This is a genomic window from Microbulbifer yueqingensis (assembly GCF_900100355.1).
GTDB lineage: Bacteria > Pseudomonadota > Gammaproteobacteria > Pseudomonadales > Cellvibrionaceae > Microbulbifer > Microbulbifer yueqingensis.
This window is the reverse complement of sequence record NZ_FNFH01000008.1, coordinates 58257-71278: the sequence shown is the minus strand read 5'-3', so window position 1 is coordinate 71278 and position 13022 is coordinate 58257. Positions and strand designations below refer to the sequence as shown.

At 61.9% G+C, this 13022-nt stretch carries 13 protein-coding genes; 8 read left to right on the top strand and 5 right to left on the bottom strand.

Annotation, left to right across the window (positions count from 1 at the left end; translation table 11 throughout):
* Positions 1–320 precede the first annotated feature (320 nt).
* The 3 genes from BLT26_RS15300 to BLT26_RS15290 all read right to left on the bottom strand — a co-directional run bounded on the left by BLT26_RS15300 (position 321) and on the right by BLT26_RS15290 (position 4587).
* The gene (locus BLT26_RS15300; protein ID WP_091516652.1) at positions 321–3239 is read right to left on the bottom strand and encodes a M16 family metallopeptidase; all 2919 of its coding nucleotides are present in this window, start codon (positions 3237–3239) and stop codon (positions 321–323) included.
* 436 nt (positions 3240–3675) lie between these two features.
* On the bottom strand, positions 3676–3864 hold the full coding sequence (locus BLT26_RS15295) for a hypothetical protein (RefSeq protein ID WP_091516649.1): 189 nt from the start codon (positions 3862–3864) through the stop codon (positions 3676–3678).
* Between the two features lie 9 nt (positions 3865–3873).
* Positions 3874–4587 (bottom strand): hypothetical protein, encoded by a 714-nt coding sequence (locus tag BLT26_RS15290; protein ID WP_139169618.1) that lies wholly within the window; start codon positions 4585–4587, stop codon positions 3874–3876.
* A 233-nt stretch (positions 4588–4820) separates the two neighbouring features.
* Between BLT26_RS15290 and BLT26_RS15285 the strand changes: the two genes are divergently transcribed.
* Positions 4821–5852, top strand: coding sequence for a zinc-binding dehydrogenase (locus BLT26_RS15285; RefSeq protein ID WP_091516642.1), 1032 nt, complete (start codon positions 4821–4823; stop codon positions 5850–5852).
* A gap of 12 nt (positions 5853–5864) precedes the next feature.
* Here the strand turns inward: BLT26_RS15285 and mtgA are convergent, their stop codons facing one another.
* Positions 5865–6545, bottom strand: coding sequence for a monofunctional biosynthetic peptidoglycan transglycosylase (gene mtgA / locus BLT26_RS15280; protein ID WP_091516639.1), 681 nt, complete (start codon positions 6543–6545; stop codon positions 5865–5867).
* Positions 6546–6789: 244 nt separating this feature from the next.
* On the opposite strand from mtgA, the gene BLT26_RS15275 reads away from it, so the two are divergent.
* The 6 genes from BLT26_RS15275 (at position 6790) to BLT26_RS15250 (ending at position 9491) form a co-directional block, all read left to right on the top strand.
* Positions 6790–7194, top strand: coding sequence for a DUF4304 domain-containing protein (locus tag BLT26_RS15275; RefSeq protein WP_217631467.1), 405 nt, complete (start codon positions 6790–6792; stop codon positions 7192–7194).
* A 139-nt stretch (positions 7195–7333) separates the two neighbouring features.
* On the top strand, positions 7334–7840 hold the full coding sequence (locus BLT26_RS15270; protein ID WP_091516630.1) for a DUF2199 domain-containing protein: 507 nt from the start codon (positions 7334–7336) through the stop codon (positions 7838–7840).
* Positions 7841–7876: 36 nt separating this feature from the next.
* Positions 7877–8299 carry a GCN5 family acetyltransferase gene (locus BLT26_RS15265; protein ID WP_091516627.1) on the top strand — a complete coding sequence of 141 codons (423 nt, stop codon included), beginning with the start codon at positions 7877–7879 and terminating at the stop codon, positions 8297–8299.
* Between the two features lie 44 nt (positions 8300–8343).
* Positions 8344–8727 (top strand): hypothetical protein, encoded by a 384-nt coding sequence (locus tag BLT26_RS15260; protein ID WP_091516623.1) that lies wholly within the window; start codon positions 8344–8346, stop codon positions 8725–8727.
* Complete coding sequence (locus BLT26_RS15255; protein ID WP_091516619.1) at positions 8727–9014, top strand: hypothetical protein; 288 nt, start codon at positions 8727–8729, stop codon at positions 9012–9014. The genes BLT26_RS15260 and BLT26_RS15255 overlap by 1 nt, the downstream gene beginning before the upstream one ends.
* 3 nt (positions 9015–9017) lie before the next feature.
* Positions 9018–9491: a hypothetical protein gene (locus BLT26_RS15250; RefSeq protein WP_175453148.1), complete on the top strand. Its 474-nt coding sequence runs from the start codon at positions 9018–9020 to the stop codon at positions 9489–9491.
* Positions 9492–9543: 52 nt separating this feature from the next.
* Here BLT26_RS15250 and BLT26_RS15245 read toward each other — a convergent pair whose 3' ends face one another.
* The gene (locus BLT26_RS15245; RefSeq protein WP_091516846.1) at positions 9544–11037 is read right to left on the bottom strand and encodes a C13 family peptidase; all 1494 of its coding nucleotides are present in this window, start codon (positions 11035–11037) and stop codon (positions 9544–9546) included.
* A 145-nt stretch (positions 11038–11182) separates the two neighbouring features.
* On the opposite strand from BLT26_RS15245, the gene BLT26_RS15240 reads away from it, so the two are divergent.
* On the top strand, positions 11183–12886 hold the full coding sequence (locus tag BLT26_RS15240; protein ID WP_091516614.1) for an alkaline phosphatase D family protein: 1704 nt from the start codon (positions 11183–11185) through the stop codon (positions 12884–12886).
* The last annotated feature ends 136 nt before the right edge of the window (positions 12887–13022 follow it).

The window sequence follows — 13022 nt, the reverse complement described above, 5'->3', positions numbered from 1 at the left end:
CGGTGAGACCGGCAAAAACCGGGCATGGTATTTTTCCCTGGCCGGCCGGGCTTTGCCCTGTGTGGAGGCGTCTTCACTTCGGGTCAGTCGCTGAGCGGCTCGGGTTGTAGGCGGGTTTTTTTGAAGCAGGACAGTGCCCGTAAATCACAAAGCCGTTAACTCAAGGCGCCCCCGCCACCAATGATTTTTGGAAAAAACGAAGGGCTTTTTTTGTCGCCTCTCGTAAGACACCAGGTCGCCATTGGGCGGAACTGGTGTCTTGCCTAGAACGAAAAAGCCCGCCGGATGGCGGGCTTTGATTTACCACAGTGTCAGCCGATTCAGAGGCTGGCGGATTCCGCGGACTCTTTGGGCTCTTCGGCTTCTTTCACATAACCGTCCTCATCTAGCTCGACGATGGGCATGCCCAGCGCTTCCACTTCCTCGCGGATGCTGGCGGAATCGCCCACTACCACGATGGACAGCTTCTCCGGTTCCAGCACGTCCTTGATGACCTTGTTCAGGGTCTTGCGGTCGACCTCCCGCAGGATGGCGTTCTGCTGGCTGCGGTAGTCCAGCGGCAGGTCGTAGCGCAGGATGCGGCTGAGCAGGCCCAGCTTGTCGCCGGGGGTCTCATAGCTGAGCGCTTCCTGCTGGCCGATGGCCGAGCGCAGGTAGTTGAACTCGGTCTCGGTCATGCCTTCTTTATCGTAGGTTTCGAGCTCGGTGAGTACCTCGGTCAGCGCGTCGGCGGTCGCATCTTTCTTAACCTCGGAGCTGAACAGGTACAGGCCGTCCTGCGGTTCGCCCACCAGGTAGGTGCGCGCGCCGTAGGTATAGCCCTTGTCTTCCCGCAGGTTCAGGTTGATGCGGCTGTTGAAATTGCCACCCAGCGGGAAGTTGCCCAGGTACGCGCGGTAGTAGTCACCCAGGGCGTCGTAGGGCAGGGCGTACTGGCTGGCCCGCAGGCTGGACTGGGCCGCGCCTTCCTTGTTCACCAGGTAGACCTTGCGCCCCTCGACCGCCGGCTTCTGGAAGGCGAGTGCCTGGCGGGCTGCCGGCGCCACCTTGAGCTTGGCGAGTCCTTCCATCGCCTTGAGGGTGGCTTCCTTCGGCAGGCTGGTGCTTACCGTCACGCCGCCCAGGTGGGTGGGGACGTGGGCCTTGTAGTAGCCCTTGATGTCCTCCAGCGTGATGGCGGCAACGGTGCCCGGCAGGCCACTGGTGGGGAAGCTGAGCGGGTGCTCGGGACCGCGCATCACCGCACCGAGGGCACGGGTAGCCAGGCCCTGTGGGGTCTTGCGGGCCTGCTGCAGTCCCTCGATGGTCTGCTGCTTGATGCGGGCGAAATCCTCTTCGGTAAAGGCCGGCTTGAGGATGCGCTCCATCATCAGCGGCATGGCCTTATCCAGGTGCTTGGCCAGCACATTGAGGGTCACGGTGGTCTCGTACTTGTCCGCGTTGATGCTGATGGAGGCGCCCAGGCGCTTCATGGCCTCGGCAAACTCTGCGGCGCTCCGCTCGGTGGTGGCCTCGCCCATCAGGGAAGCCATCAGCGCGGTCAGGCCGGCCTTGCCGCGCGGTTCATCGCGCTGGCCCACGTCGAACACCGCCTGCACGGTGACGGTGGGGGTCTCGGTATTTTCCACCGCCAGCAGGCGCACGCCGTTGTCGAGTTTGGTATCCCAGATACCCGGCAGCTCTACTTGCGGGTTGATCCCCGCGGTGGGCTGTACGCTGCGGTCGAAGTTGTCTTTTACCGGGCGCAGCGCCAGCGCCTTGTCATCGTCGCCGTAGCTCTCGGGGATGGTGCGCTCCCACTCATGGTTCTGCGGGGCTGCGGCCAGCTCCGGCTTACCGTTGGGTACCACGCTGAGCAATACCGCCGGCTTGTCGGCGATGTACTGCTCGAAAACACGGGTGACGTCCCCGGTCTCTACCGACAGGTAGGCCTGGATTTCGTCGTCGATACCCTTGGGGCTGCCGGTAAAGGTCTCGTAGTCGGCCAGTGCGGAAACCTTGCCCGACACCGACTGCAGGCCAAACACGCGGCTGGACTCATAGCCGGCCTTGAACTTGACCAGGTCGTCCTTGTTGACGCCGCGCTCGGCAAACTCGGTGAGTGTGTTGCGGACCGCCTGTTCCATCTCCGCCAGGGACTCGCCGGAGGCGGGGTTCTGGATCACGATAAACCACATTTCACAGGCCAGCTCCTTACAGGAGTGGGACACGCTCGCCTGGACCGCGCGACCGGTCTGCACCAGGCGCTGGTAGAGCATGGAGTCCTGGCCCTGGCCGAGGATCTCTGCCGCCGCGTCCAGTGCCGGCTCGTCCGCGTGGCCGCGGTGGACGGTGGGGATCATCATCGCCAGCGCGGGCAGGTGGATGTTGTCCTCGAGGGTGACATAGCGGTCGGACTCGAGGGTGGCCGGCTGCTTGGGCAGGTTCTCGACCTCGGGGCCGGCGGGGATGGGCCCGAAATACTTGGCCACCCATTCCAGCGTCTGCTGCTTGTCGATATCGCCACCGATGGTCAGCACCGCGTTGTTGGGGCCGTACCAGCGCAGGAAGAAGCGTTTGAGGTCATTCAGGTCGGCGCGGTCCAGGTCCTCGAGCCAGCCGATCACCGGCCAGGAGTAGGGGTGACCGTCGGGATAGGTGGCGGCGTACATGGTCTCCAGTGCCCGGCCGTAGGGGCGGTTGTCCACCCGCTGGCCGCGCTCGTTCTTGACCGTTTCGCGCTGGACTTCAAATTTCTCTTCAGTAACCGCATCCAGGAATACGCCCATGCGGTCCGACTCCAGCCACAGCACGGTTTCCAGCTGGTTGGCCGGCACCGTCTCGTAGTAGTTGGTGCGGTCGGTGTTGGTGGTACCGTTCAGGGTGCCACCGGCCTCCTGGATAATGCGGAAATGTTCCTCGTCGGCAACGTTGACCGAACCCTGGAACATCATGTGCTCGAAGAAGTGGGCGAAGCCGGAGCGGCCCGGGTCTTCCCGGTTGGAACCCACGTGATAGGTCACGTCCACGTGAACCAGGGGGTCCGAGTCGTCCTCGTGCAGGACTACGGTCAGGCCGTTATCGAGCTTGTACTTGGTATAGGGGATGGCGAGGTCCGCGCCTTCCCCGTCAAAGGTCTCGACCAGGGTGACGCCCTCGGGCAGCGCGCTGGCTGTCTTGGAGGCTGTTTCCTCGCCCCCCTTGCCGCAGGCTGCCAGCAGCGCGGCGGTAAATATCAGTGCAATTCTGGTGCGATGCATGATGTTTGCAAGCTCCCTCTATTTATTCGCAATGTGGATCCTCGTAATGAGGAATGGTCCGATGCTACCACAGCCCGGAGCCGGCAAGAGCGAACAGGCGCCACCGTGTGACCGACCTGTTTTAGCTACAAAGTTGACTGGCGCTCCGCCATGCTGGAAAAGCGACTGCGCGCGTGTCTTTTCTCGCTATCGGCGGGACATACGGCCGTGCGGTATCAGGCCGGAAACGGGCAGGCGGGGCCTCGTGAAAATAGCTCATCGCTGCTTGGGGTGGGCAGGCCGCTACCGGGCGAGAGTGGGTGGGGAAATAAAACTCGATGCGTGGATCTGGCCAAAAGTTACCATTGACGTTGAATCTAGCCCTCGGTTACGAGTCAGTCGGATGCAGGCGCCGCGATTGGCGCCTGAGATCAGCTTTTAATATCGCGATACCGGGTCACTCCCAGTCCGCCTCATCCCAGTCGAACTCATCCCAGTTAGCGGTGGTGGGCTCCGGCTGCGGCGTGCTTGTGGTTGTCGCGACGTTATTGGTGGATCCGGAACCGGAATCCGACCCACAGCCATTAACGCTGAGTGTCCCCATTACCATGAGGGCAAGCAGGGTGAAATTTTTCAATATCGTCATTTCCGGGCCTCAGTGCTGGTAGGTGATGCGGCAATGGGAAACTGCGAGGCGGCTGGACGCCTCTGTGCGCTGGATAACGTATTGAATGGTGTAAACATATTGCGAATTATCGATTTCGGGGTGTTCCACTACTCCGTCAGAGTCAGCTAGTCGCTGGTATGTGAAGTCGACCCCGGTTGTCTCCAGCGGAATATCCACCAATGCCTCATAAACCGCTCCCAGATTGGCGCCCTCCACGGCGACCGGATAGCGGATCAACCTAATGAATCCCCCAGAGAAGTTCGCAGGATCGGCATAGTCCACGACCATGCAATCCATGTCGCTTACGATTGCGCCCTGCGGAAGGTATAGGGGCGCCCAGACCCGGCTTCCACGACTGGTACTGGAAACGATGCCGGAAGGATCTACCGCCGTCTCCGGCTCTCGCGCGGTATTTACGCTTGTAGGATTAACGACGTAGACGTGGGTCTGTTGCTCCTGCATCTGGCTGATCGCGCTACTGTTAGCTGCAATCTCCGCGGCGTTATCGGAAATGCGTGCGTTATTATCGTCGACAGCGGCCTTTACCGAATTGAAGTTATCGTTCACCTCCGCCGCTCTGGCCGGCGTGCCGGCGGAAAAGCTGTGCGGAATGTTTGCTTCGCTCGCGGACGCAAAGTTGAAAAGCCCGCCGTAAATAAGAAAGAATGCAGTGGCTGCCCTGTACGTGTGTGCAAGTTTCAAGTGGAGGTCCCCCTGTGTATTGGTTTGGCCCGGGATTAGATACATTGCCGGGGGCCAGTAGCAATTGCCACACGTACGGCAGGCTAAAGACTGTGAGCGCAGTCAAGTTACCGTCGCTTTTTTCATCCTTGAGAAAACGCGATTTTTTATAGTTGGCACAGCCTTACTAAAAGCGCGTGGGCCCTGACCGGACTATTTGTGTCCGGCCCTCAAGCAGAGAGGCAGATTGACGAGTGAATAAATCGCGTAACGCCTGGCGGATAGGCAAAGCCGGAGCCATCAGTGACCTCAAACTGGTGGAAGAGGACCTTCCGGCTCTGGCCCCGGAAAAGATCCGCATCGACGTCAGGGCTGTGGGACTGAATTTCGCTGATATCTTTGCCCTTACCGGCCTCTACTCGGCCACGCCTGAAGGCAGCTTTGTGCCGGGCCTGGAGTTCAGCGGGGTGGTGAGCGAGCTGGGGGAGTCGGCCGATACCGACCTGCGGGTGGGCGACCGGGTCTACGGCTGCATCCGTTTCGGGGGCTACGCGACTTCGGTTGATGTCTTGCCGGGCCATTGCCGCAGGCTCCCGGAAGACTGGTCCTTTCCACAGGGTGCGGCCTTCCCTGTGCAGAGCCTCACGGCCTATTACTCGCTGCACGACCTGGGTGCGGTGCAGCCCGGGCAGGTGGTGCTGGTACACAGCGCCGCCGGCGGTGTGGGCCTGCAGGCCATGCGCATGCTGCAGCAGATGGGGGCGGTGCCCATTGGAACAGTAAGCTCCGAGTCCAAGCGGGAATTCCTGGCCGGGCAGGGCTTTGAAGAGGTGATCGTGCGCGGCCACGATTTCGGGGCCCAGCTGCGGAAACAACTCGCCGGCCGGCCGCTGCACGCGGTGCTGGACGGCATCGGCGGTGAAGTACAGAAACAGTCGTTCGACGCGCTCGCCCCAACGGGCCGGCTGGTGGTTTTCGGGGCCGCAGAATTTACTCCTGGCGACCGCCCTAACTGGCTGAAGGCTGCGTGGCTGTACCTGAAGCGCCCCCGCTACGACGTGATGAAGATGATCAGCACCAACCGCTCGGTGCTGGCCTTCAACCTGATATGGCTGTGGCAGGAGCAGGCGCTGTTCGATCGTCTGCTGGAAGGCTGCGCGGGACTGTGCCTGCCGGCGCCCCACGTGGGCCATGAATTTGGTTTCGAGGATGCACACGGGGCCATTGAGTGCCTGCGCAGCGGCCGCTCGGTTGGCAAGGTGGTCCTGAATGTAAACGGATCCTGACCGGGCGCTCCGTCAGAGCTGGCGCAGGTAGCCGGTCCCGCCCAGCTGGCGCATCTGCCTGACGATGGTCGCGGTGCGGTTGCGCACATAGGCCGAGGGGTACCTGGCTGACATGCGCCTGGGACTCGGCAGCACCGCCGCCAGGCGCCCAGCCTGCCAGCGAGTGATGTAAGGCGCGGAGGTGCCGTAGAAGTTTCGCGCCGCCGCCTGGGCCCCGTATACCCCCTCGCCGAACTCGGCGACGTTCAGGTACACCTCCAGGATCCGCTCCTTGGACCAGAGGATTTCCATCAACAGGGTGAACCACGCTTCCAGGGCCTTGCGCACATAACTGCGACCGTTCCAAAGGAACAGGTTCTTGGCAGTCTGCTGGCTGATGGTGCTGGCACCGCGGATGCGGCCGCGATCCTCGTTGAGCGCTTTCATCATGGAAGTGAAATCGAAGCCGAAGTGGTCACGAAACTTCTGGTCCTCGGCGGCGATCACGGCCATTTGCAGGTGGGGTGAGATCTGCTCCAGCGGCCGCCACTGGTGCTGTGCCTGCCGGCCGCTGTTGCGCTCCCAGGCCGAAATCACCATGGAGGAGGGCGGGTCTACCCAGCGCAGCGCCAGCACCAGCAGGATGCTGGTGGCAGTGAAGGCGATGCCGAGCCATAGTGCGATTTTGCCACCGAGTTGCAGTTGTCGTTTCATGAAGCCTTCTGTTGCCAATCTGTGCGATCCGGAGTCTAGGACGCCTGCGGGCGGTGCAGGTTCCGGCGGCAACTCCGTTGGGGCACCGGTCTTGTTCCGCGAAGGATATCAGGGAAGGTCTTGATGTGGAGGGCGCTAACCGGGGTAAGATTCGGGTATACCGCACGGCCAGGCGTTGCGGAAGACCGCCCGACTGCGGAATGGAACCAGGATTGTCCCTTTTATGCCTCCTTCCCGAGAACGAATGATCGCTGTGCTCAAGAACCGCGTGGTCCCGCGGCTGCGGAAAAGCGGCTTTAGCGGGAGATTTCCGCATTTCCGTCGTTATGCCGGCGAGTCTGTTCACCTGCTGACGTTCCAGTTTGACCGCCGGGGAGGCGGGTTCGTGGTGGAGGTCGCGGCCTGCCCCGCGGCGGGGGCCAGGATGCACTGGGGCGAGACGGTACCCGCGGAGAAGGTGACGGCACACGATGTCCAGCATCGCCTGCGACTCGGGGCGGATGGCCCCGGGGCCGATCACTGGTCCCGCTACGATACGAAAGGTATCTTCTTCTGGCGCGACCCCTGCCATCGGGTTGCGGATGAGCTGCTGCCCCTGCTTGATGGGCAGGCGGAGCAGTACTGGCGGAAAGAGGCCGCGCGATGGTGACCCTCGGAAACCTGGCGCGGACCATCTGCAGGTTCTGCCTCCTGCTGCTGGCTGCGCCTGGCACCCGGGGCGATTGCCTATACAGAAAGGAAACTGTCGACCCGAAAGTGGCGGGCTAAAAAATAGGGATGGAATAAACATGGCGGGAATCTTCAGCTTCAAATGCTCATGCTGCGGCGAAGTCCACGAGGGTTCGCCCAGTTTTGGCTTCAGCGCACCGGATCACTGGCTGGGCCAGGACGATGGGATCAAGAGCGAGGGCAAGCTAGGCGATGACCTGTGCTACTACCAGGATGAGGACGGGTATCACTACTTTGCTCGTGTCATTCTCGAGATACCCATCGATGGGGTCTCTGAACCCTTTATGTGGGGAGTGTGGGTGTCCCTCAGTCGCAGCAGCTATGAACACTACGTGGAAACCTGGAGTGAGCCGGATCCGCAGCGCGGGTATTTTGGCTGGCTCTGTAACCAGCTGCCTTACTATGAAAGCACTCACGCTATGGGCGCGGACGTCTATCCCCAGCCCGACGGCAAGCGGCCGATCCTCTCCCTGCACCAGACCGATCACGAGCTGTACCAGGACTTTATCGATGGAATTACGGTAGAAAAGGCTCAGCATATCGCCGAACTGGCGATGCATGGCTGAGGCCGGGTGCAGATCACTGTAGGAAAACAGGAAACGATGATCGATTACCCAGCGGTAAAAGCCCCAGATCTGATCGGGACTTATGATGCGCTCGCGAAGGCCGGGGGAGGCTACGTATGGGACCAGGTGCTTGAGTACCGTGTGTGGTGCTCACCTCGTAACGGCGCGCCGGATACCGAGGGCGGCGATGATTATTATTATGTCTTTGCCTCATGCGAGGAGGCGCTCGCCTTTTCCCGGTCTGCAGCCGGCGCGGAGCAGCCACTGGCGCTGGTGCTGCAGGAGGAATATATCGATGAGCCGGAACCCGGCCAATATATTCACGTGAAAGAAGCGCGCATTGCGGAGTGGCCCATCGAGTTCCTGGCACGACCGCGGCGCAACGCCAGGACTATTCCCGATTTCCTCTCGCCGGAGGCCCCGGCGAACCGGCTGGATATAATCCGTGGGCTCGCCTGAGGCGAGGTCGCCGGTAAGAGCGAATAGGTAAAAGAGAGAGAACGATGGATGAACGTGCTTTCGCCACGCTGACCGGATTCCTGGAGCAGGTGCCCGCGGTACGGGGCGTCAACGGCCAGGATGCCGACGATGATGGCTGCTGGTGGGTCAAGTTCGATATCGACATAGGACATCATCTTGCCTGGCAAACGGTGCAGGAGCTGGGGCATGTCCTGAATTACCTGTCCGTAAATGATCGCCTGCCCACCTGTTTCTACCCAGTTTCACCGCCGCCCTACATGAATGGAGGGCCGGCGGAATTCCTGTCGTGGGTAATCGAGTGTAACGATCCGGGTTTCAGGCCGGGTAACTGTGCGGAGTGGCTGGCTGGTAGGTTGCCGAGGCCGGTTGGCGACCTGGCGCAATGGGATACGGACGATGAAGGTTGATGAACAGTTCCCAGCAGGAAACGGCCTGGTATAGGAATATGAAGCTCAACCGATTTTCCATCGCGTCGTTCATCAGCTTGGGCCTCTCGCTGATCTTTGCGCGAATCGCTTATCTGCGCAGCGTCTTACCCTACAACGACCAGGGCCGCTACTTCGATGGCATGGTGGTCTGGGACGAACAGGCGGCCAGTGTTTATCTGCTGTTGGCACTGGGTGCGTTATGCGTCACCGCAATTCTTGCGCACTTGCATTGCCGCAAAAATTCCAGCTCGAATACAAAAGGATAAGTGATGGGGTACGACCTCCACATTACCAGGAAGGACAACTGGTCTGACTACGCGGGGCCCCTCATTTCCCTTGCCGAGTGGGAGCAATATGTCCACGGCGATCCCAGTATGCGGATGGATAACTCAGCCGAGGGAAAGACGGCAGAAGGTTCGGTTATCCGCGTGCAAAGCGATGGCCTTGCCGTCTGGACCGCCTACAGCGGGCACGAACCTGGCGGCAATATGGCCTGGTTTTACTATCGCGATGGCAATATCAGCGTAAAGAATCCTGATGAAGAAATTCTCGGCAAGATGATCGCTGTTGCCAGGTCCCTGGAGGCCAGGGTGCAGGGCGATGAGGGTGAGTACTACCCCCGGGAGGAAGTGCAGCCGGGGGCCGCGGATATTGCGATGGGCATATCTGCCGTGCACCTGGCAGGCGGAGGCTTGATACTGCTTGTGCTGGCGATACTCTGGTTTGTGACCAACAGGGGCTGATGGGGGGAAGCGGGAACCCCTCGTGTCGCCATTGGTACCGGGACCGGGGTGTTTACTGGGTCCACCAGCGCAAGAATTCCTTGCCTACCGAGTGCTGTGGTAATGAGTGTTCATCTTCCTCAATATCCTGCTCTTTCTCCATTTCCGTGACACGGCGGCTGGCAGCCTGAAACCAGGCTGACGGGGTGTCGACCCCGGACTGCAGTGCGTCGCCATACAGTGCGGAGCTGAACCAGGTGCGTTCGGAGTCATCACTGCAGCCGAAGGAAGTGCGGTCGCTGGCGGCCGAGGTGAATACCACGCGCTCGGGGTTAGCCAGGGCCTCTTTCCACAGGCCCGAATAGCAGGCGGAGACTATGATCCACTGGTAGCGGGCATCCAGCTCGTCCAGCCATTGCTTGCCGTCCTTAACCGACAGGTCGTTCAGGGGCAGCTTCTTTTCGGCCAGCTTGAGGTCGCCGTTGTCGTCGCCATGGCTGACCAGGTGAACCAGCAACAGGTCTTCGTCCGGATCCATCAACTCGTCGAGTTTGTGCAGGCTTTTGCGGATGCTGGTGCGGGTGGCGAGCGGCAGGTCGCCATTGCCCCCGTTGCTAAGGCGGATATGGCGGCCTTCGATATCGAATACAGTGCCCAGCCGCTCCGCCACCCACTTGACCTCGCGGGCGAAGACGCCCTCGGTACCATCACCACCCGCCACAAGCAGATAGACGTCGCGGACCCCGGGGCGCTGGGGTTCCAGTCCCGCGAGTTTTGACTGCAGCCGTTCCGCCTCGCTGTACAGTCTCGCTTCTACAGCGGCGCGCTGGTTCCGCTCGGCGGCCCGGTAGGCCTGCTCACTGGGGTAGTACCGGCCGGAGACGAAATAGCCTTTCTCTTCCTGCGCCTCGCCCTCCTCAACTGGCCGGATCCGTACACCCTCGCCATTGGCCTCGCCGTACTCAAAATTGGCCCGGATGATGGTGCCGTCCGGCCTGGTGAGTTCACCCTCGCCGTTGTAGTAGGTGTATTCGAAGCCGCCCTTGTAGCGATACCCCTCATCATTCCGGTAGCTTCCCTGCACCAGGAAGCCGTCCTCGAAGGTGCCCTGGTATTCGGCTCCGCCGGCGGTGGTGCGGTGTCCCTCGCCATGGGGTGCGAAATCCCTGAATTCACCCTCGTAGGTGTCCCCCTCGGCGGTGGATACCGAGCCGCGGACCAGGTCCCCGGCTGCGAATTCCCCTTCCCACACGGCGTCACCGCAGGCATAGCGCCCCTGGCCGTTGAACTCGCCCTGGCGGAACTGACCCTCGTAGGTGCAGCCGTCGGCATAGACCATTCGCCCGCGGCCGCTCATCCGGCCCCGGTGGAACTCCCCCTCATAGAGGCGCCCGTCCGGCCAGCGCAGCTCGCCTCGGCCGTGAAACAGCTGGTTCTCCAGCTCGCCGGAATAGACCGCGCCATCGGGCAGGGCGGTGCCGCCGCCGAACTGGGCCGGCTCGCAGCCGGTGAGCACAAGAAGCAGGGCGGAGAGGGAGAGTGGGATATGCAGGGGTGCGAATTTCATGCCCGGGACCGTCATGGGGTTTACTGTAGCCAGCCTATCAAAAAGGCGCACCGCCCGCTTTAACAGCCTTTAGCAAGGCTGTCATACTGTCTGCCTGATCTCTCCGGTCACAACCGATAAACAAAACAAGACAGGCGTGACGATTGTGAACAGGCTTAACCGACGCAACTTTCTCAAGGCCGCGCTCGCCGCCAGCGGCGGCGTGCTGGTATCCACCCCGCTGCAGGCCATGAGCCGGCCGGAGCTGCCCTCCGACGTGAGCTTCCGCCACGGGGTTGCCAGTGGCGACCCGCTGCAGGACGCCGTGATCCTGTGGACCCGCGCCACCCCGGTAAGGGACAGTGACCGGTTATCCCCGGCGGATCGGGTGCGGGTCACCTGGGAGCTGGCGCGGGACCGGGACTTCACCCAGGTTCTGCGCCGGGGCAGTGTCGAGACGAACATCGCCCGGGACTACACCATCAAGATCGATGTGCAGGGACTGGAGCCGGCTACCCGCTACTTCTACCGGTTTGTGGGCGCCAATGAGCAGAGTCCGGTAGGCCAGACGCGGACCTTGCCAGTGGGCAGTGTGGAACAGCTTAGGCTGGCCGTCTTCTCCTGCTCCAACTATCCCGCCGGCTACTTCAATGCCTACGCGCTGGCGGCGCAGGGCGGTGACTGGGATGCGGTGCTGCACCTGGGTGATTACATCTATGAATACCCGGCCGACGGTTATGCCACCGAGCGCGCGGCGGAAATCGGCCGCGCCCTGCCGGCGGACAACGGCGGCGAGACGCTCGCCCTGGCGGACTACCGCAAGCGCTATGCCCTCTACCGCACCGATGAGGACTTGCAGGCGCTGCACGCGGCCGCTCCCTTTATCGCGGTGTGGGACGATCACGAGGTGGCCAACGATACCTGGAAAGAGGGGGCGGAGAACCACAGTGCGGAAGAGGGCGACTTTTTCGCCCGCCGCGCCGCGGCGATCCAGGCCTATTACGAATGGCTGCCCATCCGTCCGCCCATGGGCGACACCAGGCCGCAGATCTACCGCAGCTTCCAGTTCGGCGACCTGCTGGATCTGCATATGCTTGATACCCGCGTGATCGGCCGCGATAAACAGATCGACTTCGCCGCCTACCTGGGCGAGGACGGCAGCTTCGACGGCCGCGCCTTCGGTGCGGCGCTGGCGGACCCGGAGCGCACCCTGCTCGGCCCCACCCAGCGGAACTGGCTGGCGGAGACGCTGGAGAAGTCCACCGGCCACTGGCAGCTGCTGGGCCAGCAGGTGCTGATGGGCAAGATGCTCCTGCCGGCCGAAGTCCTCATGAGTTATTACAGCCGCGGCAAGAAACCGGATCCCACCCGCGAGCTGGTCCAGCTGAAAGCCGCCAGCCTGCAGGGACAGCCGCTGACCGACGCCCAGCGCGCGCGCCTGGCGCAGGTAGTGCCCTACAACCTGGATGCCTGGGATGGTTACGCGGTGGAGCGTGAGGCTCTGTTTCGCCATATCGCCAGGCTGAAAAAGAACCTAGTCGTGGTGGCGGGGGACACCCACAACGCCTGGAGTAACCATTTGACCGACGACAGCGGCAGGCTGGTGGGGCTGGAATTCGCCACGCCCAGCGTGACCTCACCGGGGATGGAGGCCTACCTCAAGCTGGACGAGCAGTCCGCGGTCGAGCTGGCCCGGGGCATGCCGGTACTGATCGACGACCTGCAGTACTGCAACCTGCACCAGCGCGGCTTCATGTCCCTGACCTTCAACCGGGAGCAGGTCCAGGCCGAGTGGCGGTTTGTGGATAACATCGACAGTACCGAGTTCAGTGAGGCGGGGAGTCACCGGGTGGTGCACAGGCTGGTGTGATTCGCAGTGCAACTGGCTCGCGACTAACCGACAGGGCAGTGGTGCCTCAGGTAAAGCAAGAGGCCCGCTGCTAGCCAATACCCTCGGGGAAATATCATTGTGATCCAGGGTCGCCCTGAAATTCCCGGCGTCGCAG

Bases quoted from the DNA above. Each gene is read 5' to 3' on its own strand.
- BLT26_RS15300 (WP_091516652.1), bottom strand. From the start codon at position 3,239: ATGCATCGCACCAGAATTGCACTGATATTTACCGCCGCGCTGCTGGCA.
- BLT26_RS15295 (WP_091516649.1), bottom strand. From the start codon at position 3,864: ATGACGATATTGAAAAATTTCACCCTGCTTGCCCTCATGGTAATGGGG.
- mtgA (WP_091516639.1), bottom strand. From the start codon at position 6,545: ATGAAACGACAACTGCAACTCGGTGGCAAAATCGCACTATGGCTCGGC.
- BLT26_RS15275 (WP_217631467.1), top strand. From the start codon at position 6,790: ATGATCGCTGTGCTCAAGAACCGCGTGGTCCCGCGGCTGCGGAAAAGC.
- BLT26_RS15270 (WP_091516630.1), top strand. From the start codon at position 7,334: ATGGCGGGAATCTTCAGCTTCAAATGCTCATGCTGCGGCGAAGTCCAC.
- BLT26_RS15265 (WP_091516627.1), top strand. From the start codon at position 7,877: ATGATCGATTACCCAGCGGTAAAAGCCCCAGATCTGATCGGGACTTAT.
- BLT26_RS15260 (WP_091516623.1), top strand. From the start codon at position 8,344: ATGGATGAACGTGCTTTCGCCACGCTGACCGGATTCCTGGAGCAGGTG.
- BLT26_RS15255 (WP_091516619.1), top strand. From the start codon at position 8,727: ATGAACAGTTCCCAGCAGGAAACGGCCTGGTATAGGAATATGAAGCTC.
- BLT26_RS15250 (WP_175453148.1), top strand. From the start codon at position 9,018: ATGGGGTACGACCTCCACATTACCAGGAAGGACAACTGGTCTGACTAC.
- BLT26_RS15245 (WP_091516846.1), bottom strand. From the start codon at position 11,037: ATGAAATTCGCACCCCTGCATATCCCACTCTCCCTCTCCGCCCTGCTT.